22 protein-coding genes are annotated in these 24804 nt (G+C 66.7%); 19 read left to right on the top strand and 3 right to left on the bottom strand.

Annotation, left to right across the window (positions count from 1 at the left end):
* The first annotated feature begins 286 nt into the window (after positions 1-286).
* Both LDO29_RS23845 and LDO29_RS23840 read left to right on the top strand, forming a co-directional pair.
* Positions 287-757 (top strand): SRPBCC family protein, encoded by a 471-nt coding sequence (locus LDO29_RS23845; protein WP_224082211.1) that lies wholly within the window; start codon positions 287-289, stop codon positions 755-757.
* Positions 754-2235: a DHA2 family efflux MFS transporter permease subunit gene (locus LDO29_RS23840; RefSeq protein WP_224082210.1), complete on the top strand. Its 1482-nt coding sequence runs from the start codon at positions 754-756 to the stop codon at positions 2233-2235. The genes LDO29_RS23845 and LDO29_RS23840 overlap by 4 nt, the downstream gene beginning before the upstream one ends.
* A gap of 18 nt (positions 2236-2253) precedes the next feature.
* Here the strand turns inward: LDO29_RS23840 and LDO29_RS23835 are convergent, their stop codons facing one another.
* Entirely contained in the window at positions 2254-2523 is a 270-nt protein-coding gene (locus tag LDO29_RS23835; protein ID WP_224082209.1) for an acyl-CoA-binding protein, read from the bottom strand.
* Positions 2524-2645: 122 nt separating this feature from the next.
* Between LDO29_RS23835 and tsaB the strand changes: the two genes are divergently transcribed.
* From tsaB to LDO29_RS23815, 4 genes are read left to right on the top strand one after another with little or no spacing between them, the layout of a single operon-like run.
* Positions 2646-3410, top strand: a complete 765-nt coding sequence (tsaB, locus tag LDO29_RS23830) for a tRNA (adenosine(37)-N6)-threonylcarbamoyltransferase complex dimerization subunit type 1 TsaB (protein WP_224082208.1) — start codon at positions 2646-2648, stop codon at positions 3408-3410.
* Positions 3407-3952 (top strand): ribosomal protein S18-alanine N-acetyltransferase, encoded by a 546-nt coding sequence (gene rimI / locus LDO29_RS23825; protein ID WP_224082207.1) that lies wholly within the window; start codon positions 3407-3409, stop codon positions 3950-3952. The genes tsaB and rimI overlap by 4 nt, the downstream gene beginning before the upstream one ends.
* Complete coding sequence (locus LDO29_RS23820; RefSeq protein ID WP_224082206.1) at positions 3949-4800, top strand: uracil-DNA glycosylase; 852 nt, start codon at positions 3949-3951, stop codon at positions 4798-4800. Before rimI ends, LDO29_RS23820 begins: the two co-directional genes overlap by 4 nt.
* Positions 4781-5899, top strand: coding sequence for a DUF1853 family protein (locus LDO29_RS23815; protein WP_224082205.1), 1119 nt, complete (start codon positions 4781-4783; stop codon positions 5897-5899). Before LDO29_RS23820 ends, LDO29_RS23815 begins: the two co-directional genes overlap by 20 nt.
* On the opposite strand, the gene lplT is transcribed toward LDO29_RS23815, so the two are convergent.
* The gene (lplT, locus tag LDO29_RS23810) at positions 5896-7215 is read right to left on the bottom strand and encodes a lysophospholipid transporter LplT (RefSeq protein WP_224082204.1); all 1320 of its coding nucleotides are present in this window, start codon (positions 7213-7215) and stop codon (positions 5896-5898) included. The genes LDO29_RS23815 and lplT overlap by 4 nt on opposite strands.
* A 455-nt stretch (positions 7216-7670) precedes the next feature.
* Between lplT and alr the strand changes: the two genes are divergently transcribed.
* The 3 genes from alr (at position 7671) to LDO29_RS23795 (ending at position 11045) form a co-directional block, all read left to right on the top strand.
* A complete protein-coding gene (alr, locus tag LDO29_RS23805) occupies positions 7671-8792 on the top strand; it encodes an alanine racemase (RefSeq protein WP_224082203.1) in 1122 nt (373 codons plus the stop codon).
* A gap of 100 nt (positions 8793-8892) precedes the next feature.
* Positions 8893-10257 (top strand): DNA repair protein RadA, encoded by a 1365-nt coding sequence (gene radA, locus LDO29_RS23800; protein WP_224082202.1) that lies wholly within the window; start codon positions 8893-8895, stop codon positions 10255-10257.
* Positions 10258-10559: 302 nt separating this feature from the next.
* The gene (locus tag LDO29_RS23795) at positions 10560-11045 is read left to right on the top strand and encodes a disulfide bond formation protein B (RefSeq protein ID WP_224082201.1); all 486 of its coding nucleotides are present in this window, start codon (positions 10560-10562) and stop codon (positions 11043-11045) included.
* A 92-nt stretch (positions 11046-11137) separates the two neighbouring features.
* On the opposite strand, the gene LDO29_RS23790 is transcribed toward LDO29_RS23795, so the two are convergent.
* The gene (locus LDO29_RS23790; RefSeq protein WP_224082200.1) at positions 11138-13069 is read right to left on the bottom strand and encodes an ATP-binding cassette domain-containing protein; all 1932 of its coding nucleotides are present in this window, start codon (positions 13067-13069) and stop codon (positions 11138-11140) included.
* A 263-nt stretch (positions 13070-13332) separates the two neighbouring features.
* Here LDO29_RS23790 and LDO29_RS23785 point away from each other — a divergent pair, with 263 nt between their 5' ends.
* The 10 genes from LDO29_RS23785 to LDO29_RS23740 all read left to right on the top strand — a co-directional run bounded on the left by LDO29_RS23785 (position 13333) and on the right by LDO29_RS23740 (position 24765).
* Positions 13333-14310: a MurR/RpiR family transcriptional regulator gene (locus LDO29_RS23785; protein ID WP_224082199.1), complete on the top strand. Its 978-nt coding sequence runs from the start codon at positions 13333-13335 to the stop codon at positions 14308-14310.
* 4 nt (positions 14311-14314) lie between these two features.
* Positions 14315-15289, top strand: a complete 975-nt coding sequence (locus LDO29_RS23780; protein ID WP_224082198.1) for an isoaspartyl peptidase/L-asparaginase family protein — start codon at positions 14315-14317, stop codon at positions 15287-15289.
* A 48-nt stretch (positions 15290-15337) separates the two neighbouring features.
* Positions 15338-17227, top strand: a complete 1890-nt coding sequence (locus LDO29_RS23775) for a dipeptide ABC transporter ATP-binding protein (RefSeq protein ID WP_224082197.1) — start codon at positions 15338-15340, stop codon at positions 17225-17227.
* A gap of 27 nt (positions 17228-17254) precedes the next feature.
* Positions 17255-18802: a glutathione ABC transporter substrate-binding protein GsiB gene (gsiB, locus tag LDO29_RS23770; protein WP_224082196.1), complete on the top strand. Its 1548-nt coding sequence runs from the start codon at positions 17255-17257 to the stop codon at positions 18800-18802.
* A 231-nt stretch (positions 18803-19033) separates the two neighbouring features.
* On the top strand, positions 19034-19954 hold the full coding sequence (gsiC, locus tag LDO29_RS23765; RefSeq protein WP_224082195.1) for a glutathione ABC transporter permease GsiC: 921 nt from the start codon (positions 19034-19036) through the stop codon (positions 19952-19954).
* A gap of 13 nt (positions 19955-19967) precedes the next feature.
* Positions 19968-20879, top strand: a complete 912-nt coding sequence (gene gsiD, locus LDO29_RS23760; protein WP_224082194.1) for a glutathione ABC transporter permease GsiD — start codon at positions 19968-19970, stop codon at positions 20877-20879.
* A gap of 12 nt (positions 20880-20891) precedes the next feature.
* A complete protein-coding gene (locus LDO29_RS23755; RefSeq protein ID WP_224082193.1) occupies positions 20892-21926 on the top strand; it encodes a DmpA family aminopeptidase in 1035 nt (344 codons plus the stop codon).
* Complete coding sequence (locus tag LDO29_RS23750) at positions 21923-22741, top strand: M55 family metallopeptidase (RefSeq protein ID WP_224082192.1); 819 nt, start codon at positions 21923-21925, stop codon at positions 22739-22741. Before LDO29_RS23755 ends, LDO29_RS23750 begins: the two co-directional genes overlap by 4 nt.
* 109 nt (positions 22742-22850) lie before the next feature.
* On the top strand, positions 22851-23609 hold the full coding sequence (locus LDO29_RS23745; RefSeq protein WP_224082191.1) for a hypothetical protein: 759 nt from the start codon (positions 22851-22853) through the stop codon (positions 23607-23609).
* Positions 23610-23682: 73 nt separating this feature from the next.
* Positions 23683-24765 carry a M14 family metallopeptidase gene (locus LDO29_RS23740; RefSeq protein WP_224082190.1) on the top strand — a complete coding sequence of 361 codons (1083 nt, stop codon included), beginning with the start codon at positions 23683-23685 and terminating at the stop codon, positions 24763-24765.
* The last annotated feature ends 39 nt before the right edge of the window (positions 24766-24804 follow it).

Here is a 24804-nt window from a genome sequence, read left to right as displayed (position 1 = left end):
GCTTCGGGGGCGGAATGCCCGCGCATTGTGCGCTTCTACTCCTGACAACTCCTGTCAGGAGCGATATCACCGCGCCAGGAGCTCGCGCACCGCGGGCTGCAGCGCATCGCCGAGGGCCAAGCGGGCATCGGCATCCTGGGGACCTTGGGCTTCAGGCCTGGCGTTCGGAGCCATGCGGTGACTCCGGGCAAGCGTGGCGCCGATGCTGCGCTGCGCAGTGAAATGGTGCTGACGAACAGGCAAGACACTTCATAATATCGATTACATCAAAACATGGAGAGGAAAGTTGCGTTTCGAGCACTTGGTAGAGATCAACGATCCAGGCAATCCTCAACTGGATCCGCTCACGCCTGACCAGCTCTGGCAAGGGCTGGTCCTGCGCGCCGAGTCGCCCGAACTATTCGTGCTGGGCCTGGACCGGGCGGAAGTCGTCGGCCGCGGCGAAGGTTGGATCGGCCGCGTGCTGCATTTCGGCGCGGCGGCTATCCGTGACCGCGTGGTGTTCGAACCCCGCCGCCAGGTTCGCTATGAGACCGCCGCCACGGCCGAACACGCCGGTGGCACGTTGACGATGGTGATCGAGACCCCTGCGCCGGGTGCACTGCTGCTGCGCTTTGTCTACGACACGACCATGCCGGCCGTGGACGCCAGCGGCGACGACCGCTACGCCGAGATCGTCAAGTCCGCCTACCACGAGGCCGACATCGACACCGTCCGCAAGATCCGCGAGATCGCCGCCACGGGGCGCCTGGGGTGAGCCGCGCCCCGCTTGCGCCGGAGGGCTCCGGCGGCGGGTCGGGCGGGCCGACCCGCGCTGTGCTGCGCGAGCGCTATGGCGACCGGCTGCGCTGGCTGGTGCTGCTCACGCTCATGTTGGGGACGATGTCGTCCATCGTTTCCTCCACCATCATCAACGTTGCCATTCCGGACCTGAGCCGGCATTTCGTGCTGGGGCAGGAACGTGCCCAGTGGGTGGCGGCCAGCTTCATGATCGCGATGACGCTGGCGATGCTGCTCACGCCATGGCTGCTCAACCGCTATGGCCTGCGGCGTACCTTTTTGGGCGCGCTGGCGCTGCTGGGCGTGGGCGGACTGGTGGGCGGGCTGTCGCCGACCTATGGCGTGATGATCGCGATGCGCGTGGCCGAGGGCGCCGCGGCGGGCATCATGCAGCCGCTGCCCAACATCCTGGTGCTGCGCGTGTTCGAGGAGCGCGAGCAGGGCAAGGCCATGAGCCTGTTCGGATTCGGCGTGGTGCTGGCGCCGGCGCTCGGGCCAAGCCTGGGCGGTTTCCTCGTGGAGGCATTTGGCTGGCGTTCCATTTTCTTCGTGGTGGTGCCGCTGACCCTGCTTGGCGCGGTTATGGCGCGGCGCTTCATGGCCGTCGATTCGATCATGATGGGCGAGCGCAAGCCACTGGACTGGCGCGGGCTGGCGCTGGCCGGCATCGCGACGGTCTGCCTGCTGAACGGCCTGGTGGAAATGCGCGAAAGCGTGACCGCCGGGCTGATGCTGGCCGGCCTGGGCGTGGTGCTGATTGTGGTGTTCGTGATGTGGCAGCTGCGTGCGGCCGATCCGCTGATGGACATGCGGCTGTACAGCTACCGGCAGTTCTCTGCGGGCGCGGTGGTGGCTTTCATCTACGGCGCCGGCCTGTTCGGCTCGACCTACCTGCTGCCGGTGTACATGCAGATGGCGCTGAGCTACACGCCGTCGCGCGCGGGCCTGGTGCTGCTGCCGGCCGGCGTCGCACTGGCGCTGACGATTGCGGTGGCGGGGCGCGTCACGCACCGGGTGTCGCCGCATCATCAGGTGTCGTTCGGCCTTGTGCTGCTGGCGTTGTCGTTCCTTTTGATGGCGACGGGCTCGCCGTCCACGCCGTACCTGGTGCTGGTGGCGCTGGCGGTGCTCGGGCGTATTGGCCTGGGTTGCATCCTGCCGTCGCTGACGCTCGGGTCGATGCGCGGCGTGGATTTCTCGCTGATTGCGCAGGGGTCGAGCTGCATCAATTTCGTACGCCAGCTCGGCGGGGCGATCGGCGTCAGCCTGGCGGGCGTTGGCCTGCAATGGCGGCTGAACCAGCATGGCGCGGTGTTGGGGCAGGGCGGCGATGTGCTGGCGCAGGCCGCGCGCATCCGCGCCTTCGATGAAACCTTCCTGGCCGTGGGCGTGGTGATTGCCACGGCCATCCTGGCGTCCTGGCGCATCCGGCCGAAGCCGGTGCCAGGCGGTTGACGCCGGCGCCTGCGGATATCAGTTCGTGGCGCCGCTGCGCAATTCTTCCACCAGAGCGATGTAGCTTTCCATCGCTGCATCCCTGGTGGTGCCCTTGAGGGCTTCCCACGCTTCGAACTTGTAGCGGCCGACAAAATCGGTCATGCCGGGCTTGTCGCCGTGGGCGTCGCCCTCGCTGCCTTGCTTGAACAGCGCATACAGGCGCAGCAGTGTCATGTTGCTGGGGCGCTCGCTGAGCTGCTTGACATCGATCTGGGCCTGGTCGAAGCGGGCTTGCAGGTCACTCATGGGGTCTCCTGGAGGGTTCGAGAGAAAAGAGTGGCCCGATGATAGCCCCCAACCCGGCACGCACACCTGTCAAAAAACCGAGGAAGGACTCGGTTTGGGGCGTCACCGGCTACAATCGCGCCATGTCCTGGATTCTTGCTGTCGAAACTTCCACCGAGTGGTGTTCTGTCGCACTGGGCCGTGCCACGGCAGATGGCGCGGTCGAGTCATGGTCTCGCCATGAACATACCGGCGCGCGCTCTTCCGCGCGCGTGCTGCCCGCCACGGGCGAACTGCTGGCCGAGGCCGGCATTGCGCTGGCCGATTGCGCGGCCATAGCCTTTGGGGCCGGCCCGGGTTCGTTCACGGGCCTGCGCACCGCCTGCGGCGTGGCCCAGGGCCTGGCCTTCGGGGCCGGGCTGCCGGTCATTCCGGTCAATACGCTGATGGCCTGCGCGGAAAGCGCACGCGGCGCCACGCCTGCCTTGCCGCCGGATGTGTCTGTGCTGGTCGCATTGGATGCGCGCATGGATGAGGCCTATTCGGGCGCCTTCCGCTGGGATGCCGCCGCGCACGAATGGGTGGCCGAAACGCCGATGCTGGTTGGTCCGCCCGAAACCGTGGCATTGCCCGCTGGGGAGTTCTGGGTGGCCGGCAACGCTGCCACGGTGTTCGGCGAACGGCTGGCCGGCCTGGCGCGCGCCGCGCGCGTGCTGCCCGAGGCCATGCCGCAGGCGCTGCCGATGGTGGCCATCGCCCTGCGTGCACTGGCGCGCGGCGAGGCCATCGATGCCGCCCGCGCCATGCCGATCTATCTGCGCGACAAGGTCGCCCAGACCATCGAGGAGCGCGAAGCGGCTGCTGCCGCCAAGGCCGCCGCGCAGGCGGCTGCGGGGAGCGCATCATGAGCGTGTCCTACCGTTCGGATGCGGCCGAGGCGCCGGCCTGGCCGGACATTCCGGTCATGCCTGCGCTGGCCGACGGTTGGGCGATCGAGCGCATGAGCGCGCTGGATCTGCAGGCGGTGGCCGAGATCGAGGCGCGCGCCTACAGCCATCCGTGGACGCGCGGCAATTTCGAGAACTCCATCAAGGCCGGCCATATGGGCCTGACGCTGCGCGATCCATCCGGCACGCTGGTGGCGTATGCCGTGCTGATGCCGGTGGTCGACGAGATGCACCTGCTCAACATCACCGTGGAGCCGCGCCGGCAACGGCAGGGGCTGGGCCGCCTGATGCTGGCAGTGGTGCTGGCCACATCGCACACGCACCACCTGCATACCGTGTTGCTGGAGGTGCGGCCCTCCAACACGGGAGCGCTGGCGCTCTATCTTGAGGCGGGCTTTGTCGAGATCGGCCGGCGCAAGGGCTACTATCCGGCGTTCGGCAAGGCTCGCGAAGACGCGCTGGTGCTGCGCCGTGCCTGGCCCGGCGGGGAGGGCGCAGCATGAGCCGCCGCGCGCAGTTCCTGGAAGTGCTTGGCATTCCGACGGAGTGGGTGCCGCGCAAGCCCATGGGCGCCCCGCAGGATGCCGCAGCGGGAGGGGACCTCCCAGCCTCCATGCTGGCCGAGCCCGAGGCTCCGGCCGAACCTGTGCTGCTGCCGGAGCCCGCCGAAGCGCAGGCTCCCGTTGCCATGGCCCTGGTGCCGGACCTTGCAGAGCCTGGGCTGCCTGCCATCGCCGAACCTGAGCGCATGGCACCCGTTCAGGACCGCGGGGCTGTCATCGGGGCCATGGACTGGCCGGCGCTTGATGCCGCTGTGGCGTCTTGCACGGCCTGCGGACTGTGCAAGACGCGCACCAATACCGTGTTCGGCGTTGGCGACCGGGGGGCGGAATGGATGCTGGTCGGCGAGGCGCCGGGCGAGAATGAAGACCGGCAAGGCGAGCCGTTCGTCGGCCAGGCCGGCAAGCTGCTCGACAACATGCTGGGCTCGCTGGGACTCAAGCGCGGACGCAATGTGTTTATCGCAAATGTGCTCAAGTGCCGTCCGCCCGGCAACCGCAACCCGGAACCGGCAGAGGTGGAGCAGTGCGAGCCGTTCCTGAAGCGGCAGATCGCGCTGGTGCGGCCCAGGGTCATTGTCGTGCTGGGCCGCTTTGCTGCCCAGTCGCTGTTGCGCACCACTACGCCAATCGGCAAGCTGCGCGGCACCGTGCACAGCTACGAGGGGATTCCCGTGGTGGTCACCTATCATCCCGCCTACCTGCTGCGCACCCTGACTGACAAGGCACGCGCCTGGGAAGACCTGTGCCTGGCCCGCGAGGTACACGACCGTGCGGGAGCTCAGGCCTGACCTTTCGCTGAACCACGGCGGCAACGGCGTGCATGCGCCGGCGCTGCCGCTGTGGCGACAGGCGCAGTCGCCACGCACGCGCGACCTGGCCTGGTGCACGTTGTCCCCGCCCTTGCTCGAGAGCCTGTCCGACGCCGGCAATGGCGGCGCGGGCCTGGCCCGCTGGCCCGCGGGCACCCTGTCCGCCTGGGAGCACTGGCTTGACCAGGCAGATCCCGCCGTCTTGCCCGCCACCATTGCCGAACTTGCCGACGGCATTACCGATGCCTTGCCCGAAGAGCCCGGCCGCGCCCGCAGCCTGCGACTGGGGCGCCACGCCGAACGCCTGCTGCATTTCGCGCTGCGCCATGCGCAGGGGCTGGAACTGCTGGCGGCGAACGTACCGGTCAGGCGTGCACACGGGCATGGCATCCAGACGCTCGGCGAACTCGACTTCGTCTGGCGGGACCAGGGCAGCGGCGAGGTGGTGCATTGGGAAATGGCCGCCAAGTTCTACCTGATGGTCGATGCCGGTGCTAGACAACCGCTGGGGCTGCGCGGGTTTGTCGGGCCGAACCTCGTGGACCGGCTCGGCGACAAGCTCGACCACATCGTGCGCCGGCAGCTGCCGCTGGCCCGCACGGCAGAGGCGCGGGTATTGCTGAACCGCTCGGTCGATCGCAGCGAAGTCTATCTGCTGGGGTGGCTGTTCTATCGCGACGGTCAGGTGCCGCAAGGGCTGGACAGGCTGGGCATTGCCGGCAACCATCTGCACGGCTGGTGGTCCACGCTCGATGACTGGTTCGCACGCGCCCGCCAGGCGTCAGGCACGCGCTGGTGCCGGCTGCCGCGTACGGGCTGGTTGTCCGGCGCGCTGCTGGAAGAGGGCGACACGGAAGCGGCGGAGTCCCTTCGCGAGGCGCTGGCCGAGCGTTTTGCCGATCCTCACCGCGATCACGGCTGGCGCCGCGAGTCGCCGGTCATGCTGTGCGAGCTGGAACCCGCCGGCGCGCAAGCGCCGGGCTGGTGGCGCGAACGATCGCGTGGGTTTGTGGTGCCGCCGGGCTGGGAGGACCGGGCTCGGGGGCGTGCTATCGAGCCCTCTGACACAGTGGGCTAGTGATGCTTGTCCTCGCCAATCATGGCGAGCGAGTTGAAGGTGCGCATGTTGTACCGGTGCACCTTCATGACCAGCAGCATGGTGATGCAGATGAACAAGCCCAGCGCGACGATCACTATGCCGATCGGCACGTTCAGCTTGATCAGCAATGCATACAGGCACAGCATCAGCAGCACTGAGACATTCTCATTGAAGTTCTGCACGGCGATGGAATGGCCGGCCGAGAGCAGGACGTGGCCGCGGTGCTGCAGCAGTGCGTTCATCGGCACGACAAAATAGCCGGACATGGCACCCACCAGCATCAGGAAGATGTAGGCGATGGCCATGTACAGCGGCATGTGCAGGCCCGCTACGTCCACCGTTACGTGCGGCATGGCGTCCTTGGTGTAGAAAGCCATCAGCATCACGGTGGCGCCCATGGCCACGCCGAAGGGCAGCACGGACAGCGACTTGCGCAACGGAATGCGTGCCGCTGCCATGATGGCGCCGACGGCCACGCCCACCGCGACCACGGCCTGCAGCAGGGCGCCCTGAGACAGGTTCAGCCCCAGCGATTTCTCCGCCCACTTCAGCACGATGAACTGCAATGTGGCGCCCACGCCCCAGAACAGCGTGGTCACGGCCAGCGAGATCTGGCCGAGCTTGTCGCGCCACAGTGCGACAAAGCAGTCGCCGAACTCCGCGATCAGCTTGATCGGGTTCTTTTCCTGTTGGGGGTAGCGGGCGCCCGTATCGGGGATGAACAGGTTGAAGACGGCGGCGATCACGTAGAACAGCATGATCACCACCATTGCGGCTTCAGCCGGGGTATTGATGCCAGTGTCGACGTAAGGGATGTCAAAGTGCAGCAGGATCTGCGAAATGTGTACGGAGATCAGCGCGCCGCCCACCACAGTGCCCAGGATGATCGATCCCACGGTCAGCCCTTCGATCCAGCCGTTGGCCATCACCAGCTTTTCCGGGGGCAGCAGCTCGGTCAGGATGCCGTACTTGGCCGGCGAGTACGCGGCCGCGCCAAAACCGACGATGCCGTAGGCCAGCAACGGGTGCAGCCCGAACATCATGATGGCGCAGCCCGTGATCTTGATGGCGTTGGTGATGAGCATCACCCGGCCCTTGGGCATGGAGTCGGCGAACGCGCCGACGAAGGCGGCCAGGACGACGTAGGAGAGAACGAAGAACAGCTTGAGCAGCGGCGTCATCCACTGCGGGGAATGCAACTCGGTGAGAAGGGCAATGGCGGCGATCAGCAGCGCGTTATCGGCCAGCGACGAAAAAAACTGCGCGGCCATGATGGTATAAAAACCCTTCTTCATGCTTTCGACTTTGTCTCCATCGCGTTCTGCGTGCGCTATGGGAAGGGCTACGCCCAGCGGCGCGGCCATGGTTTGTTGCAGGGGACCCTGGGCTGCGGCCGTGTCGAACTGTGTCGGATGCGTGGCGTCGTGGCGTCGCGCGGCTTGCCTGACCGTCATTGACATATTGCTTCGCGTTTAGAACATGGCCTTAGCGTCCGGCTTTATATCACGAAAACACGACAATCCCGAATCCGCAAAGGCGCCAGTTTGACAGCGGGGGCACGCTGCGATTCCCCGGGATTTCCCGGTGGGCGGCCACAGATGTGTTCAAATAACGACTGCGCATCGCTGGCCGCAGACCGGGTCTTCCCTGATCTGGTGCATATACTGCAGGACATGACGTTCGACTCACACCGTGGCGTCTGAAGGATTCTGCCAGGGACAGCGATGCAAGCCTTGCGAGATGTCACTTCATGCCAAGACCGATCCACGCCGTCATCCACCAACCCGCCATTGCCAACAACCTGGAGGTCGCCCGCCGCCACGCGCCTGGTTCCCGCGTGTGGGCCGTGGTCAAGGCCAATGCCTACGGCCATGGCATCCGCCGTGTCTTTGCCGGCCTGCGCGCGGCCGACGGTTTCGGCCTGCTTGACCTGAATGAGGCCGTACAGCTGCGCGACCTTGGCTGGCAGGGCCCCATCCTGCTGCTGGAGGGCTTTTTCCAGCCGCAGGACGTGCCGCTGCTGGAACAATACCGCCTCACTACCGCGGTGCATTGTGAAGAGCAGCTCCGGATGCTGGAGACCGCACGCCCGAAAGGCCCGCTGGCAATCCAGCTCAAGCTCAACACGGGCATGAACCGCCTGGGTTTCCATCCGTCGCAATACCGCGCGGCGTGGGAACGCGCGCGCGCCATGCCGTGTGTGGGCAGTATCGTCCACATGACCCATTTCTCGGATGCCGACAGCCCGCGCGGCATCGCCCACCAGGTCGAGACCTTCGACGCCGCCACGGCGAACCTGCCGGGCGAGGCCAGCTTGTCGAACTCGGCCGCGGTGCTGTGGCATCCGGAGGCACACCGGGCGTGGGTGCGGCCCGGCGTCATCCTGTATGGCGCATCGCCCACTGGCTGCGAGGCCGACATCGCTGGTGTCGGCCTGCAGCCTGCCATGTCGCTGCACAGTGAACTGATTGCCGTGCAGGACCTGCAGCCCGGCGATACGGTCGGCTACGGCTCCATGTTCACTGCCGAGCGGCCGATGCGCATCGGCGTGGTGGCCTGTGGCTATGCGGACGGCTACCCGCGCCACGCCACCGGCTGGGGCGAGAACCGAGCCCCGGTGCTGGTCGACGGCGTGCGCACCGAACTGCTGGGCCGCGTTTCCATGGACATGCTGTGCGTGGACCTGGGGCCGTGCCCCAAGGCCAGGGCCGGCAGCCCGGTCACGCTGTGGGGCCAGGGCCTGCCGATCGACGATATCGCCCAGGCCAGCGGTACGGTCGGCTACGAGCTGATGTGCGCGCTGGCGCCGCGGGTGCCGACTACCGTGGCCACCATCACCGCGTCGGACAGCGCCTCGCCGCTGCTGGCCTGAGCGCTGCTCTCAGCGATCTGTCCTGACGGCCGGCCGCCCTGTGGTGGCCGGCCGTAGCGTTTCCGGCACTTGCCTGGCACTTACCTTCAAGGATCTCCCGTTGGCCAAGACCAAGACCGTCTACACCTGTACCGAATGCGGCGGCACCTTGCCGCGCTGGGCCGGCCAGTGCCCGCACTGCCAGCAGTGGAACACGCTGGTCGAGACCGTGGCGGAAAGCAGCAGCGCGGGCAAGCGCTTCCAGCCGCTGGCGGCATCGGCCATGGTGCGCAAGCTTTCCGAGATCGAAGCCGCGGACGTGCCGCGCTTCTCCAGCGGCATCGACGAGTTCGACCGCGTGCTCGGCGGCGGGCTGGTGGCGGGCGGGGTGGTGCTGATCGGTGGCGATCCGGGCATCGGCAAGTCGACGCTGCTGCTGCAGGCGCTCGCCAACCTGGCCGGGCAGCGGCGGGTGCTCTATGTGAGCGGCGAAGAATCCGGCGCCCAGATTGCGCTGCGTGCGCAGCGCCTGGGCGTGGAAAGCCCGACACTCGGGCTGCTGGCCGAGATTCAGCTGGAGAAGATCCAGGCCACCCTGGAGGTCGAAAAGCCCGAGGTAGCGGTGATCGACTCCATCCAGACGCTGTACTCCGAGGCGCTGACCTCGGCGCCGGGCTCGGTCGCACAGGTGCGTGAATGCGCGGCCCAGCTCACGCGCATTGCCAAGAGCAGCGGCACCACCATCATCCTGGTGGGTCACGTCACCAAGGAAGGCAGCCTGGCCGGCCCGCGCGTGCTGGAGCACATCGTCGATACCGTGCTGTATTTCGAAGGCGATACGCATTCCTCGCACCGGTTGATCCGCGCCTTCAAGAATCGTTTCGGCGCCGTCAACGAACTGGGCGTGTTCGCCATGACGGAGCGCGGCTTGCGCGGCATCAGCAATCCGTCGGCACTGTTCCTGTCGCAGCATGAAGAGACGGTGCCGGGCTCCTGCGTGCTGGTGACGCAGGAAGGCACGCGCCCGCTGCTTGTGGAAGTGCAGGCGTTGGTCGATACCGCCAACGTGCCCAACCCGCGGCGCCTCGCCGTGGGCCTCGAACAGAACCGGCTGGCCATGCTGCTGGCGGTGCTGCACCGGCATGCGGGCATTGCCTGCTTTGACCAGGACGTGTTCCTGAATGCAGTTGGCGGCGTGAAGATTACCGAGCCCGCGGCCGACCTGGCCGTGCTGCTGTCGATCCACTCGTCGATGCGCAACAAGCCGCTGCCGCGTGGCCTGGTCGTGTTCGGCGAGGTGGGCCTGGCCGGGGAAATCCGTCCCAGCCCGCGCGGGCAGGAACGCCTGAAGGAAGCGGCGAAGCTCGGTTTCACGCTGGCTGTGATCCCCAAGGCCAACGCGCCCAAGCAAAGGATCGACGGACTGGAGGTGATCGCGGTCGAGCGCATCGAACAGGCCATCGATCGCGTGCGCCATCTCGACTGACCGATGGCCGGTCCGATCGAAATCGAGACCACGCGCCTGCGCTTGCGCCAATGGCGCGATGACGACTATGCGCCGGTTGCCGCCAGAAGATCGATACTCGCCGGCTGGGAGGCCGTTGCCCGCCGTCCCCGCTGAGCTTGCGGCGACCCTGCGGCAATCCGCCACAGGGCCGGGCCCGGCGTTTCCTCATGTGCGGCAGAGCACATTTCGCAAAATCGGTAATAATGCCGACCAACAGCCGGCACGGACCCGTGCCTGCAACCGTGATCCCGATCCGTTTTATCGTTGATGCAAGCCCGCTTATGCAAGCCAATTCCCGCGCCTATTTCCTGCTGATCGCCATCATCTCATTCGGGCTGGTCGGCTTTGCGCTCTACCTGCAGATTGAAAAGGGCTACCAGCCTTGTCCGCTGTGCATCATGCAGCGGTTCGCGTTTATTGGCATCGGCCTGTTCTCGCTGCTGGCCGCCGTTGCGCAGAACACGCGTTCGCTGTGGCAGGGGCTGGGCATGCTGTCCGGCGTCGGTGGCATTGCCGTGGCCGTGTATCACGTGTCGCTGCTGCTGAACCCCAAGGCGAGCTGCGGCATCGATCCGCTTGAGAACTGGGTCAATGCCTTGCCGACGGCCAAGGTGCTGCCACTGCTTTTCTATTCGGACGGGCTGTGCACGGCACCGCTGCCGCCGGTGCTGGGGCTGTCGGTGCCGGCGTGGTCGCTGATCTGGCTGTTCATCCTGACGCTGACGCTGGCGGTGGGGTTGATCCGGCGGGAGAAGAATTTCCGTTGAGGGAAAATAAAAAGAAACCGGCGCAAAATGCGCCGGTTCTTCTTTATCACCACGATCTTCTGCATGGTGGTGCAGGGAGGGGACTCGAACCCCTACGCAATCTGCTCGATCTGCTCCTGCAGTTCCAGCCACTTCTCTTCCAGCGTTTCCAGCTCGCCGTTGACCTCGCCCTGGCGCTTGAGCATTTCCATCAGCTTCGCCTTGTTGGCATCGGCATAGCTGGTCTCGTCGGCCATGAACTGGTCGATCTCCGTCTTGGCGGCCTGCAGCACCGTCATGCGCTTTTCCACCTTATCGAGTTCCTTCGTCAACGGCTTGCGCAGTTGCGCGAGGCGCTGGCGCTCGTCCGCTTCGGCGCGGCGCTGGTCCTTGCGGTTGACCGCGGTCGCAGCACCGCCTGATTCCGCCTGGTGCGCGGCCGCGGCAGCATTGCGCTTGGCCGCGGCCTGCTGCAGCAGCCAGTCGCGGTAGTCGTCCAAGTCGCCGTCGAACGGCTTGATGGTGCCATCGGCGACCAGCATGAACTGGTCGGCGGTGGCGCGCAGCAGGTGGCGGTCGTGCGAGACCAGGATCAGCGTGCCTTCGAACTGCGCGAGCGCCATGGTCAGCGCCTCGCGCGTGTCTAGGTCCAGATGGTTGGTCGGTTCGTCGAGCAGCAGCAGGTTGGGTTTCTGCCAGACGATCAGGGAGAGCGCGAGCCGTGCCTTTTCGCCGCCCGAGAACGGCTCGATCGGCGAAGTTGCCATGTCGCCGCGGAAATTGAAGCTGCCGAGGAAATCGCGCAACTCCTGCTCGCGCGTGTCCGGCGCCAGCCGGGCCAGGTGCTGCAGCGGCGAGTCGTGGTCGCGCAGCGTTTCCAACTGGTGCTGGGCGAAGTAGCCGATCTGCAGGCCTTTGCCCAGGCGCAGCGTGCCTGTGAGCGGATCCTGCGTGCCCGCCAGCGTCTTGACCAGCGTCGACTTGCCTTGGCCGTTGGCGCCGAGCAGGCCGATGCGCTGGCCGTTCTGGATCGACAGCGCCAGCTTGTGCAGGATGGTCACCGGCGGATCGGCCTCGGCATAGCCACAGTCGACGCCATCCAGCACCATCATGGGATTCGGGGCGGCATCGGGTTCGCGGAACTCGAACGCGAAGCCGGCCGCGACGTGGACCGGCGCCAGCCGCTCCATCTTCTCGAGCGCCTTGACCCGGCTTTGTGCCTGGCGCGCCTTGGTCGCCTTGGCCTTGAAGCGCGTGATGAACGATTCCAGGTGCGCGATTTCCTTCTGCTGGCGGACGTATGCCGACTGCTGCTGCGCCATCTGCTGCAGGCGGAGGGTCTCGAACAGCGTGTAGTTGCCGCCGTAGCGGCGCAGCTGCTGGTTCTCGATGTGGACAGTGACGTTGCAGATCGCGTCCAGGAATTCGCGGTCGTGCGAAATCATGACCAGCGTGCCGGGGTAGCGGGCGAGCCAGTCTTCCAGCCAGACAATGGCGTCAAGGTCCAGGTGGTTGGTCGGTTCGTCGAGCAGCAGCAGGTCGGACGGGCACATCAGCGCCTGCGCGAGGTTCAGGCGCATGCGCCAGCCGCCTGAGAACGACGACACCGGCTGCGATACCTGCGTCAGCGTGAAGCCCAGGCCGAGCAGCAGGGCCTCGGCACGGGCCGGGGCGGTGTAGCCGTCGGCATCGGCAAAGGCGGCGTGGGCCTCGGCCTCCGCGCTGCCGTCGCCGACAGCCTGGGCTTCGGCAATGGCGGCTTCGATCTCGCGCAGGCGCGTGTCGCCGTCGATCACGTAGTCCACAGCACTACGTGCTACCGCCGGCGTTTCCTGCGCCACGTGGGCGATGCGCCACTGGGCGGGCACCGCCACGTCGCCGCCGTCCGGGTGCAGCTCGCCGCGCAGCATTGCGAACAGCGTGGACTTGCCACTGCCGTTGGCGCCGACGAGGCCCACGCGCTCGCCCGGGTTGAGCGTCACGCTGGTGTGGTCGAACAGCACCTTGGTGCCGCGCTGGAGGACAAGCTGGTCGATTCGGATCACGGGGAAGGCAGGAGCGTCGGTAAGCGGGGGTAAACAGCGGAAAAGCACGCGAAAGCGCGGGCAGCAGCCGGGAATGCGGCGCTGGGCGGCATTGTAGCGTTTCCCGTGGGCGCTGACCCGCTCGTTTGGCGGTGGGCACTAGGGATTACCCTTGCATGATGAAAACTATGTTTTCTTCCTCCCGGTCTCCGTGTAAATTAATTTTCATTGCAGACATCACGGCCGGTGCTTTGTTTTCACATCGGCCAGCTCTCCTGACACCCATGCCGGACGGCACCTCGATCTCCGAACGCATTGCGCGCAGCCTGCCTGCGCTGACGCCCGCGCACCAGCGCATGGCCGAGTACGTGCTTGCCAATCCGTTCCGTGCGGCCACGATGCGTATCGATGAGTTCGCCGCGGCGGTGCAGGTATCGGTCGCCACGGCCAACCGCTTTGCACGGGCGCTCGGGTTTGACGGCTATCCGCAGTTCCGCGCCGAACTGGTGCGCGGCTTCGAAGCCACGCTGGCGCCGGTGGAGCGGCTGCGCTCGGAGCTGGAGCGCCCGGCCACGGCGGCCGAGGTGTTCGCCGCATCGCTGGAAGATGCCGCCGCGAACCTGGAAGCCACCCGCCGCGCGCTGGACGCGAATGCGTGCGAGCGGGCGGTGTCCGCCATCCTTGCCGCGGAGCGTGTCTATGTGGCCGGCTTCGGCGCCAGCGGTTTCCTGGCGGGGCTGCTGCAGCACGGGCTGGAAATGCACTGCCGCATGGTGACTTCGGTGGCGGGCGCCGGTGGCGCTTCGCACGCGGCGCGCCAGCTGTTCAAGCTGCGCCCTACCGACCTGGTGATTGCCATTGCGTTTCCGCGCTATGTGTCCGACACCTTGGTGCTGGCCCAGCGCGCCAAGGCACGCGGCGCGCGCGTGCTGGCGCTGACCGATGGCCCGACCTCGCCGCTGGCACCGATCGCCGATATCGCGCTTTACGCGCAGGCCGCGAACCGGCTCTCAGCCAATTCCGATGCCACAGTGCTGGCGCTGATCGAGGCGCTGTGCGGCGCCGTGGCGCACCGGGCCGAGCGCCCGGTCAAGGCCGCCGCAGAAATGACCGAATTCGTGCTGCCGTGGCTGTATGGCGCCAACGCAGCGAGCGCCGGCAACGCGGCGGCCACGCAGCCCGGACAACCTGCGGCGCCAGCCGATGGCGAAGGCAAGCCCGGCGCCGCGCGCCGCAACTCCTCCAAGCATCCGAAAGCGTAGTCCCATGAACCAAGCAGTCATTGCCATCCACGGCGGCGCTGGCACCATCACCCGTACCGCCATGGATTCTGCCCGCGAACGCGAATACACCGAGGCGCTGGAACAGGTGCTGCTGGCTGGCCAGCGTGTGCTGGCCGGCGGCGGCAAGGCCATCGACGCCGTCACGGAAGCCGTGCGCCTGTTGGAAGAGTGCCCGCTGTTCAATGCCGGCAAGGGTGCGGTGCTGACGCACGCCGGCACCTACGAACTCGATGCCGCCGTGATGGATGGCGCGACGCTCAACGCTGGCGCTGTGGCGTGCGTGACACGCCTGCGCAACCCGGTGCTGGCCGCGCGCGCAGTGATGGACTACAGCGAGCACGTGCTGTTTGCTGGCGAGGGTGCGGAAGCCTTTGCGCAGGCGCACGGGCTGGAACTCGTGTCGCGCGACTACTACTACACCAAGGCCCGCTACGAGCAATGGGAGCGTGCCCGCGCCGTGGAGGGCATGGCGCTGCTCGATCACGATGCGGCCACGCTGGCCGCGCGCGCGCTGGCTGGCAAGGCCGATCCGATCGATCCGGACAGCAAGTTCGGCACCGTCGGCGCCGTGGCGTGCGACGGCTTCGGCAACCTGGCGGCCGCGACCTCCACGGGCGGGGTGACTAACAAGCAGGTCGGCCGCGTCGGCGATTCACCGCTGATCGGCGCCGGCTGCTACGCCGATGACGTGGCAGCAGTCTCGGCCACGGGTACCGGCGAAATGTTCATCCGCACTGTGGCCGCGCACGATGTCTCGGCGCAGATGCGCTATGCCGGCCTGTCGCTCGAGGAATCCGCGCGCCGCGTGGTCATGGAAAAGCTGCCCGCCATCGGCGGCCGCGGTGGCCTGATCGCGGTGGACCGCGCGGGCAATGTCACGGTGCCGTTCAACACCGAAGGCATGTACCGCGGCTTTGCCCGAGCGGACGGCCCGGTGACTGTGGCGATCTACGGCTGACGCGCCGTTTTCTTTCAGCAATTTCCGCAGGAATCCAAGGGGGAGCCAGTGGCTGAACTCTCTTCTCAAGCAAGCATCGTGCTGCCGTCGCAGCGTGTGGTGTCTGTGGACGGGCTGACCGTGCGCTTTGCCTCGTCCGAGCGCACCGTCGAGGCCGTGCGCAACCTGTCTTTCCATGTGGACCGCGGCGAGACGCTGGCAGTCGTGGGGGAATCCGGCTCCGGCAAGTCGGTGACGTCGCTGGCGCTGATGCGGCTGGTTGAGCATGGCGGCGGCAAGATCGTGTCGGGCAGCATGGCGCTGCGCCGACGCGGCGACGAGGTCATCAACCTGGCGCGCGCCGACAATGCGACGCTGCGCAGCGTGCGCGGCGCCGACGTGGCGATGATTTTCCAGGAGCCGATGACCTCGCTCAACCCGGTGTTCCCGGTGGGCGAGCAGATCGCGGAATCGATCCGCTTGCACCAAGGCAAGAGCCGCGCCGCCGCGCGTGCCGAGGCACTGCGCATGCTGGAGCTGGTGCGCATTCCGGAAGCGAAGCGCGTGCTGGACCGCTTTCCGCACCAGCTATCTGGCGGCATGCGCCAGCGCGTGATGATCGCGATGGCGCTGTCGTGCAAGCCGGCGCTGCTGATCGCCGATGAGCCCACTACCGCGCTGGATGTGACCATCCAGGCCGAGATCCTGCAGCTCATCCGCGGCCTGCAGGCGGAAATGCACATGGGCGTGGTCTTTATCACGCACGACATGGGCGTGGTGGCCGAAGTGGCCGACCGCGTGCTGGTGATGTATCGCGGCGAGAAGGTGGAAGAGGGCGATTCGGATGAAGTGTTCCGCGCCCCGGCTCATCCGTACACGCGCGCGCTGCTGTCGGCCGTGCCGCAGCTGGGTGCCATGCAGGGTACCGATTTGCCCGCCAAGTTCCCGCTGTTGCAGCTTGGCGATTCGGCGCCGGTGTCCGCGGCGCCGCAGGACACCGTGTCGCCCGAAGCCAGGCCGATCCTGCGCGTGCGCGACCTGGTGACGCGCTTCGACGTGCCGGGTGGCCTGTTCGGCCGCGTCACGCGGCGCGTGCACGCGGTGGAGAAAGTGAGTTTCGACCTCTATCCGGGCGAGACGCTGGCGCTGGTCGGCGAATCGGGCTGCGGCAAGTCGACCACCGGAAGGTCGCTGCTGCGGCTGGTGGAAAGCCAGAGCGGCTCGATCGAATTCGCCGGGCAGGACATCAGCCGCATGGAAGGCGCCGCGTTGCAGACCCTGCGGCGCAATATCCAGTTCATCTTCCAGGATCCGTTCGCCTCGCTCGATCCGCGCGTGCCGGTCGGCTATTCGATCATGGAGCCGCTGCTGGTGCATAAGGTGGAGAGCGGCAAGGAAGCCGAGCAGCGCGTCGCCTGGTTGCTGGAAAAGGTGGGGCTGGACCCGGCGCATGCGGCACGCTACCCGCACGAATTTTCCGGCGGCCAGCGCCAGCGCATCTGCATTGCGCGCGCGCTGGCGCTGAACCCGAAGGTGGTGGTGGCGGATGAGTCGGTGTCGGCGCTCGACGTCTCGATCCAGGCCCAGATCGTCAACCTGATGCTGGACCTGCAGCGCGAGCTGGGCATCGCTTTCCTGTTCATCTCGCACGACATGGCGGTGGTGGAGCGCGTGAGCCATCGTGTGGCGGTGATGTACCTCGGCCAGATCGTGGAGATCGGCCCGCGCCGCGCGATCTTCGAGAACCCGCAGCACCCGTACACGAAGAAGCTGATGGCCGCCGTGCCGATTGCCGATCCGGCGCGCCGGCATCTGCGGCGCGAACCGTTGCCGGACGAGATCCCCAGCCCGATCCGCGCGGTCGGCGACGAACCGGTGGTGCAGCCGCTGGTGCCGGTCGCCGGCAGCGGTGGCGTTGGCCACTTTGTTGCCCGGCACGCCGTTGGCGGTGCCTACTGAAAGCTGGTTTATCCAAGGAGAATCAAGATGTCTGCACGGATGGTTTCGCCCAGGCTGATGGCCGGGCTGTTTGTGGCCGGCGCGCTGGCGTCGGCTCCCGCTTTTGCCGCCAAGGACGCGGTCATGGCGGTGTACTCGACCTTCACCACGCTGGATCCGTATGATGCCAACGACACGCTGTCGCAGGCGGCGGCCAAGTCCTTCTACCAGGGCCTGTTCGGCATGGACAAGGACATGAAGCTGGTCAATGTGCTGGCCGAAAGCTATGACGTCAGCAAGGACGGCCTGACCTACACCATCAAGCTCAAGAAGGGCATCAAGTTCCACGACGGCACCACCTTCGACGCTGCCGCGGTAAAGGCCAACCTGGACCGTGTAACCAACCCGGCCAACAAGCTCAAGCGCTACACGCTGTTCAACCGCGTGGCGAAGACCGATGTGGTCGACAGCAGCACGGTGAAGGTCACGCTGAAGGAGCCGTTCTCGCCGTTCATCAACGTGCTGGCCCATCCGTCGGCCGTGATGATCTCGCCCGCGGCGCTGCAGAAGTACGGCAAGGAAATTGCCTTCCATCCGGTCGGCACCGGCCCGTTCGAGTTTGTCGAGTGGAAGCAGCCCGATCACCTGAAGGGCAGGAAGTTCGCCGGCTACTGGAAGACCGGCTATCCGAAGATCGACACCATCACCTGGAAGCCGGTGGTCGACAACAACACGCGCGCGGCCATCATGCAGACCGGCGAGGCGGACTTTGCCTTCAGCATCCCGTTCGAGCAGGCCGCGGTGCTGAAGAACAGCCCGAAGGTGGACCTGGTCGCGGCGCCGTCGATCATCCAGCGCTACCTGAGCCTGAACACCACGGTCAAGCCGTTCAACGACCCGAAAGTGCGCCAGGCCATCAACTACGCGATCAACAAGGACGCGCTGGCCAAGGTGGCCTTTGCCGGCTACGCGGTGCCTGCGGAAGGCGTGGTGCCGCCGGGCGTGGACTTTGCCGAGAAGCTGGGCCCGTGGCCGTATGACCCGGCCAAGGCACGCGCACTGCTGAAGGAAGCCGGCTACCCGAACGGCTTCGAGACCACGCTGTGGTCGGCCTACAACCACACCACCGCGCAGAAGGTGATCCAGTTCGTGCAGCAGCAGCTACAGCAGGTCGGCATCAAGGCCAGCGTGCAGGCGCTGGAAGCCGGCCAGCGCGTGGAGAAGGTGGAAAGCGTGCAGAAGCCGGAAGACGCTGGAGTGCGCATCTATTACGTGGGCTGGTCGTCGTCGACCGGTGAGTCGGACTGGGCGCTGCGTCCGCTGCTGGCCTCGGAATCGATGCCGCCGAAGCTGCTGAACACCGCGTACTACAAGAACGACCAGGTCGATGCCGACATCGCGGGCGCGCTGCGCACCACGGATCGCGCAGAGAAGGCAAAGCTCTACAAGGACGCGCAGGAACGCATCTGGAAGGATGCGCCGTGGGCATTCCTGGTGACCGAGAAGGTGCTGTTCGCGCGCAACAAGCGGCTGGCCGGCGCGTATGTGATGCCGGATGGGTCGTTCAATTTCGACGAGATCGATATCAAGCAGTGATGGGGTGATGTGAGGGTTGGGCACTTCGTGGAAGTGCCGGCCCTCTCCCGCGTGCGGGAGAGGGGAGAGGGCAGGCGCATCCAGTACTCACGACGCCCGATCCAGGCCATCCCAATCCAACGGGCAGTAAGCAGTCAAGCAGCAAGCCGACAAACGGCCGCTTGCCCGCGACGCGGGGTTCGCTGGCGAGCGGCCCGCGGCCTACGTTGTTGCCATTCATTCTTGTGCGTCATGCTGAACTACTTCCTCAAACGATGCGTGGGCGTCATTCCCACACTGCTGATCGTGGCGGTGCTGGTGTTCCTGTTCGTCCACCTGCTGCCAGGTGACCCCGCGCGGCTGGCGGCGGGCCCGGAGGCCGACGCTGCCACCGTCGAGCTGGTGCGCAAGGACCTGGGCCTGGACAAGTCCCTGCCCGAGCAATTCGTGAACTTCTTCTCGAACGCCGTGCGCGGCGAGTTCGGGCATTCGTTGCGCACCAAGCGGCCGGTCAGCGAAGAAATCGGCGACCGCTTCATGCCGACGCTGTGGCTGACCATTGCGTCCATGGCCTGGGCCGTCGCGTTCGGGATGGTGATCGGCATCTGCTCAGCGGTCTGGCGCAACCGCTGGCCCGACCGGCTGGGCATGACGCTGGCTGTGTCCGGCATCTCGTTCCCGGCGTTTGCGCTGGGCATGCTGCTAATGGAAGTGTTTTCCGTGCAGTTGGGCTGGTTGCCGTCGATCGGTGCCGATAGCTGGAAGCACTACGTGCTGCCGTCGCTGACGCTGGGCGCGGCCGTGGCGGCGGTGATGGCGCGCTTCACACGCGCCTCGTTCGTCGAGGTACTGCAGGAAGATTTCGTGCGTACTGCCCGCGCCAAGGGTGTGCGCGAGACCGTGGTCGTGGTCAAGCACACACTGCGCAACGCCATGATCCCGGTCGTGACCATGATGGGCCTGCAGTTCGGCTTCCTGCTGGGCGGCTCGATCGTGGTGGAGAAAGTTTTCAACTGGCCGGGCCTCGGGCGCCTGCTGGTCGATGCCGTAGAGATGCGCGACTACCCGGTGATCCAGGCCGAGGTGCTGCTGTTCTCGCTCGAATTCATCCTGATCAACCTGGTAGTGGACCTGCTCTACACCGTGATCAACCCAACCATCCGCTACAAGTAAGAGGGAGGCCGGCATGACCCAGATTTCCACGCCCGCCGCCAGCCAGGCAACCGCCACGGCCGCGGCCCCGCAGGCCGTGCGCACGCCCTGGAGCGAGTTTTGGCGCAAATTCCGCAAGCAGCACCTGGCGCTCGGCGCCGGCGTGTTCGTGCTGCTGCTGGTCGTGGTGGCGATCCTGTCGCCGCATCTTGTGCCATATGACCCCGAGAATTTCTTCGACTATGACGCGCTCAATGCCGGGCCGTCCGCGGCCCACTGGATGGGCGTGGACTCGCTCGGACGCGACATCTTCAGCCGCATCCTGGCCGGCACGCGCATCTCGCTGGCGGCGGGCTTCCTGTCCGTCATCATCGGGGCGGTGATCGGCACCGTGCTGGGCCTGCTGGCGGGCTATTACGAAGGCTGGTGGGACCGCATCGTGATGCGCATTTCCGACGTGCTGTTCGCGTTCCCGGGCATCCTGCTGGCGATCGGCATCGTGGCGATCCTCGGCAACGGCATGGTCAACGTGATCTTCGCGGTGGCCATCTTCAGTATCCCCGCCTTCGCACGTCTTGTGCGCGGCAATACGCTGATGCTCAAGCGGCTGACCTATGTCGAGGCCGCGCGCAGCATCGGCGCGTCGGACTGGACCATCCTGATGCGGCATATCCTGCCGGGTACGGTGTCGTCGATCGTGGTGTATTTCTCGATGCGGATCGGCACGTCGATCATCACGGCGGCAAGCCTGTCGTTCCTCGGACTCGGCGCGCAACCGCCCACGCCCGAGTGGGGCGCCATGCTCAACGAGGCGCGCGCCGACATGGTGACGGCCCCGCACGTCGCGATCTTCCCGAGCCTGGCCATCTTCCTGACGGTGCTGGCCTTCAACCTGCTCGGCGACGGACTGCGCGATGCGCTAGATCCGAAGATCGACCGGCGCTGAGGCGAAGCGCAAATGGAACAGGTGACACCGCCGGTCATCGGCACGCTGCCCGCTGGCGCGCGCAACAGCATCACGGACGCGGCCGGCGTGACAGTCGGGCATTGCACGCTGGACGAGGGCGATCTGCAGACGGGCGTGACGGTGGTGCACCCGCATGCCGGCAATCCTTACCTGCAAAAGGTGCCGGCCGCCTGCGCCGTGATCAATGGCTTCGGCAAGAGCGTCGGGCTCGTGCAGGTGGAGGAGCTGGGCTTGCTGGAGACGCCTGTCGCGTTGACCAACACGTTTGCCGTCGGCGCCGTGGCGCAGGCACAGATCCGTGAAGCCATTGGGGCCAATCCGGAGATCGGCCGGTCGCTGCCGACGGTCAATCCGCTGGTGTTTGAATGCAATGACGGCTACCTGAACGATATCCAGGCCATGGCCGTCAACGGCCATCACTACGAGGCAGCCAGTACTGCGGCTAGTGTGGACGTTCTGGCCGGCTCGGTCGGCGTCGGGCGAGGCATGTCGGCGTTTGGCGTCAAGGGCGGCATCGGCACCGCTTCACGGCTGGCCGGCGGCTATTGCGTGGGCGCGCTGGTGCTGGCGAACTTCGGTACGCCGGAATCGCTCGTGGTCGCGGGTCGGCGCGTGGGCGAAGGACTGGCAGCGCGGCTGGCAGCGCCAGTTCCGGAGCCCGAGAAGGGTTCGATCATCATGATCCTGGCCACCGACGCGCCGTTGGACGCGCGCCAGCTGCGCCGGCTGGCGCTGCGTGCCGGGACGGGCCTGGCGCGCACGGGTTCGGTGTATGGGCACGGTTCGGGGGATATCGCGCTGGCCTTTTCCACGGCGTACACCGTGCCGCACCATGCCGCCGAGCCAATGCCAGCCGTGCCGCTGCTGCACGAAAGCCGCCTGGACCCGCTGTTCCGCGCGGCCGCCGACAGCATCGAGCAGGCCATCCTTCACGCTCTCTGGCACGCCGTGACTGTCCGGGGCCGCAGCGGCCACCGCCGGCAGGCGCTGCTGGACGTCATGCCCGAACTGCGCAATCCAACATGAAGCTGCTGATTTCCACCGATATCGAAGGCATTGCGGGCGTCTTCCGTGCCGAGCAGACGCGCCCCGGCAATGGCGAGTACGAGCGCGCCCGCGCCTGGATGACCGGCGAGGCCAATGCCGCCGTGCAGGCTGCCTTTGACGGCGGCGCCATCGAGGTGCTGGTCAACGACTCGCACGGCGGCTTCCGCAACCTGTTGCCAGACCAGATCGATCCGCGCGCGCAGCTGGTGCTGGGCAAGCCGCGCTACCTCGGCATGATGGCCGGGGTCGAAGCCGGTTGCGACGGCGTCTTCATGATTGGCTACCACGGCCGCGCGCAAAGCCGGGGCATCCTGGCGCACACAATCAACAGCAGCGCCTTTGCCCGGGTCTGGCTGAACGGGCAGGAGCTTGGCGAGGCCGGGCTTTACGCCGCGCTGGCCGGCGAGCGTGGCGTGCCGGTGCTGATGGCGAGCGGCGATGATGTCTTCATCAGCGAGACCCGGCCGCTGATGCCGTGGGTGCGCTACGTACAGACCAAGTCGGCCGGCGGCTTCGGCAGCGGCAGCACGCTTGCGCCGGCGGCGGCGTGCGATGCCATCCGCGAGGCCGCCGCGCTGGCCGTGCGCGAACGGGCCAATGCCCGGGCGTTCCGGATTGATGCTCCCCTGAACTGCCGGCTCCAGACCCAGACGCCCGCGCATGCGGACCTGTTCTGCCAGTGGCCAGCGCTGGAGCGCGTGGATGGCGTCACGCTGACATTTGGGGCTGACTCGGTGGAATCGGCGGTGCGCATGCTGAACTGCCTGTCGGCAATGTCGTTCATGCTGAAATAGGGGAATTGGCCGGCCGCGGCGCGATCGGCGACAATGCCGGGTTCGGCGCGGCCCGGTCTGGTGGCCGGCCCGGCTGTCTTCACCCGCAGTACCGCAACTCCGCAGACTCATGACCCAGGCACAGCACGGGGGCTGGATTCCCGTACGCAAGGACTTCGTTGACCTCGACACGCGCTGCCACGCGCGCGGCGCCACCGGGCGGCACCATGGCTTTCCCGATGGCAGGGCGTACATCCTGCGTGATGCGCAGGGCCATGAGTACCCATTCGGTGAAGCCTGCGCCCGGACCGCCGTGCTCCATCCCGACCACCTCGCACAGGTGCCGGACTACACCGAGCGCGACGTGGTGCGCCAGGCCGAGGCGTTCGATGCGGCCATCGCCATGGCTTCGCGCCGCCGGCCGAGCGCGGCGCAGCGCGAGGCCGAACAATGCGCGGCCGCCATTCGCTACCTGGTGCTGCGCATGGAAAAGGTCGCGGCCGTGCCGCGCGTCCAGCCCACAGTGCGCTTTGCGCCACTGCAGGACGTCTATGAGCACTTCCAGCGCACCGGAGACCTGAGCCGGGCGCAGGTGACCCGCATTCTCGCCATCGAGAAAAGCCCGACCACGCCGCCCCGCCTCAAGGCAATCAACCTGCTGGATGTCTATACCGCGCACGTCAAGCTGGAACGGCTGATCGCGGCTTCCAACCGGCTCGACAACATCCGCTTCCTGCGCGGCCTGCACGACTGGCTGGCGCGGCAGCTCGTGCTGTCGGCCGCGCAGATTGCCGCCGCGGGCATTGAAATGCATCCGCAGGCGTTCAGTTCACCCGGGATCTGGGGGGCGGACGACACGCGCCCCGGCGAGAGCGGGCAGCTTTTCTGACGCATTGCACGTTGGCAAGGCTGGACGATTTGGCGTCTAATGCCAGCATCTCCGTCCGCGAGGGGCAGTCGCCATGGGTCAGGTTTCGGGTTGCTTTGCCACCAGTTATGCCGAGGCGCGGCAGAAGTTCCTGGCCGCCGCGCGTGCCGCCGGCGCAACACTAGCCGAGTTTCCGCATCCGACCCGGCGCGGCAGCGCCGGCGAGGACCTTGCCATGGATGTCGCGTGGGTCGGACCCGCCGACGCTCGCCGCGTGCTGATGGTGAGTTCCGGGGTGCATGGCGTGGAAGGCTTCTGCGGCTCCGGCGCGCAGGTGGCCCTGCTGGCCGATGCGGTACTGCTGGCCGACTGCGCCGAGGCGCGCGTGGGCCTGCTGCTCGTGCACGCCGTCAATCCCTATGGATTTTCCCATCTGCGCCGGGTCAATGAGGACAACGTCGACCTGAACCGCAATTTCATGGATTTTGCGCAATCGCTGCCGGACAACGTCCCGTACGCGGAGATCGCGCCGATGCTGATGCCGGCGCACTGGCCGCCATCCGGCGCGGAGCAGGCACAGTTCATGAAGGCTGTGGCGGAAAAAGGCATGGACTGGTATCAGACCGCGGTCAGCGGTGGCCAATACCAGGATCCGTGCGGGCTGTTCTATGGCGGCAACAAGGAAACTTGGAGCAACTACACGCTGCGGCGCGTGCTGGCGCGCTTTGGCAGCGGACGCAGCAGTCTGCGCTGGATCGATATCCACACCGGTCTGGGGCCATGGGGCTATGGCGAGCCGATCTGCATGGGACCCGACGACGACGCGCAGCTCAGGCGGACCCGCGCCATCTGGGGCAACGAGGTGACGTCGATTTATGACGGTTCGTCCTGTTCCGCCCGGCTGACCGGGCTCGCCTGGCAGGCGGTGCCGGGCACGCTGCCCGATGTCGACTATGCGGGGATCGCTCTGGAGTTCGGCACGCTGCCAGTTGCGGAAGTCCTTGATGCGCTGCGCGGCGACCACTGGCTTTACCTGCATCCGGAGGCCGACGAGAACCAGCGCACTTTGGTCAGGCAGGCCATGCGGCAGGCTTTCTATGGCGATGCCGACGACTGGCGTGATGGCGTGGTCGAGCAGGTGACGGCGGCTGTCCGGAAGGCTATGCGCGGGCGGTAGGGTGGCGTCGGGCGCGGAGTGGTGGTGACTGGATTGTCG

Source organism: Cupriavidus laharis (assembly GCF_914271435.1).
Taxonomy (GTDB): domain Bacteria; phylum Pseudomonadota; class Gammaproteobacteria; order Burkholderiales; family Burkholderiaceae; genus Cupriavidus; species Cupriavidus laharis.
The sequence above is the reverse complement of the archived record's forward strand: the minus strand, read 5'-3'. Positions and strand labels throughout refer to the sequence as shown.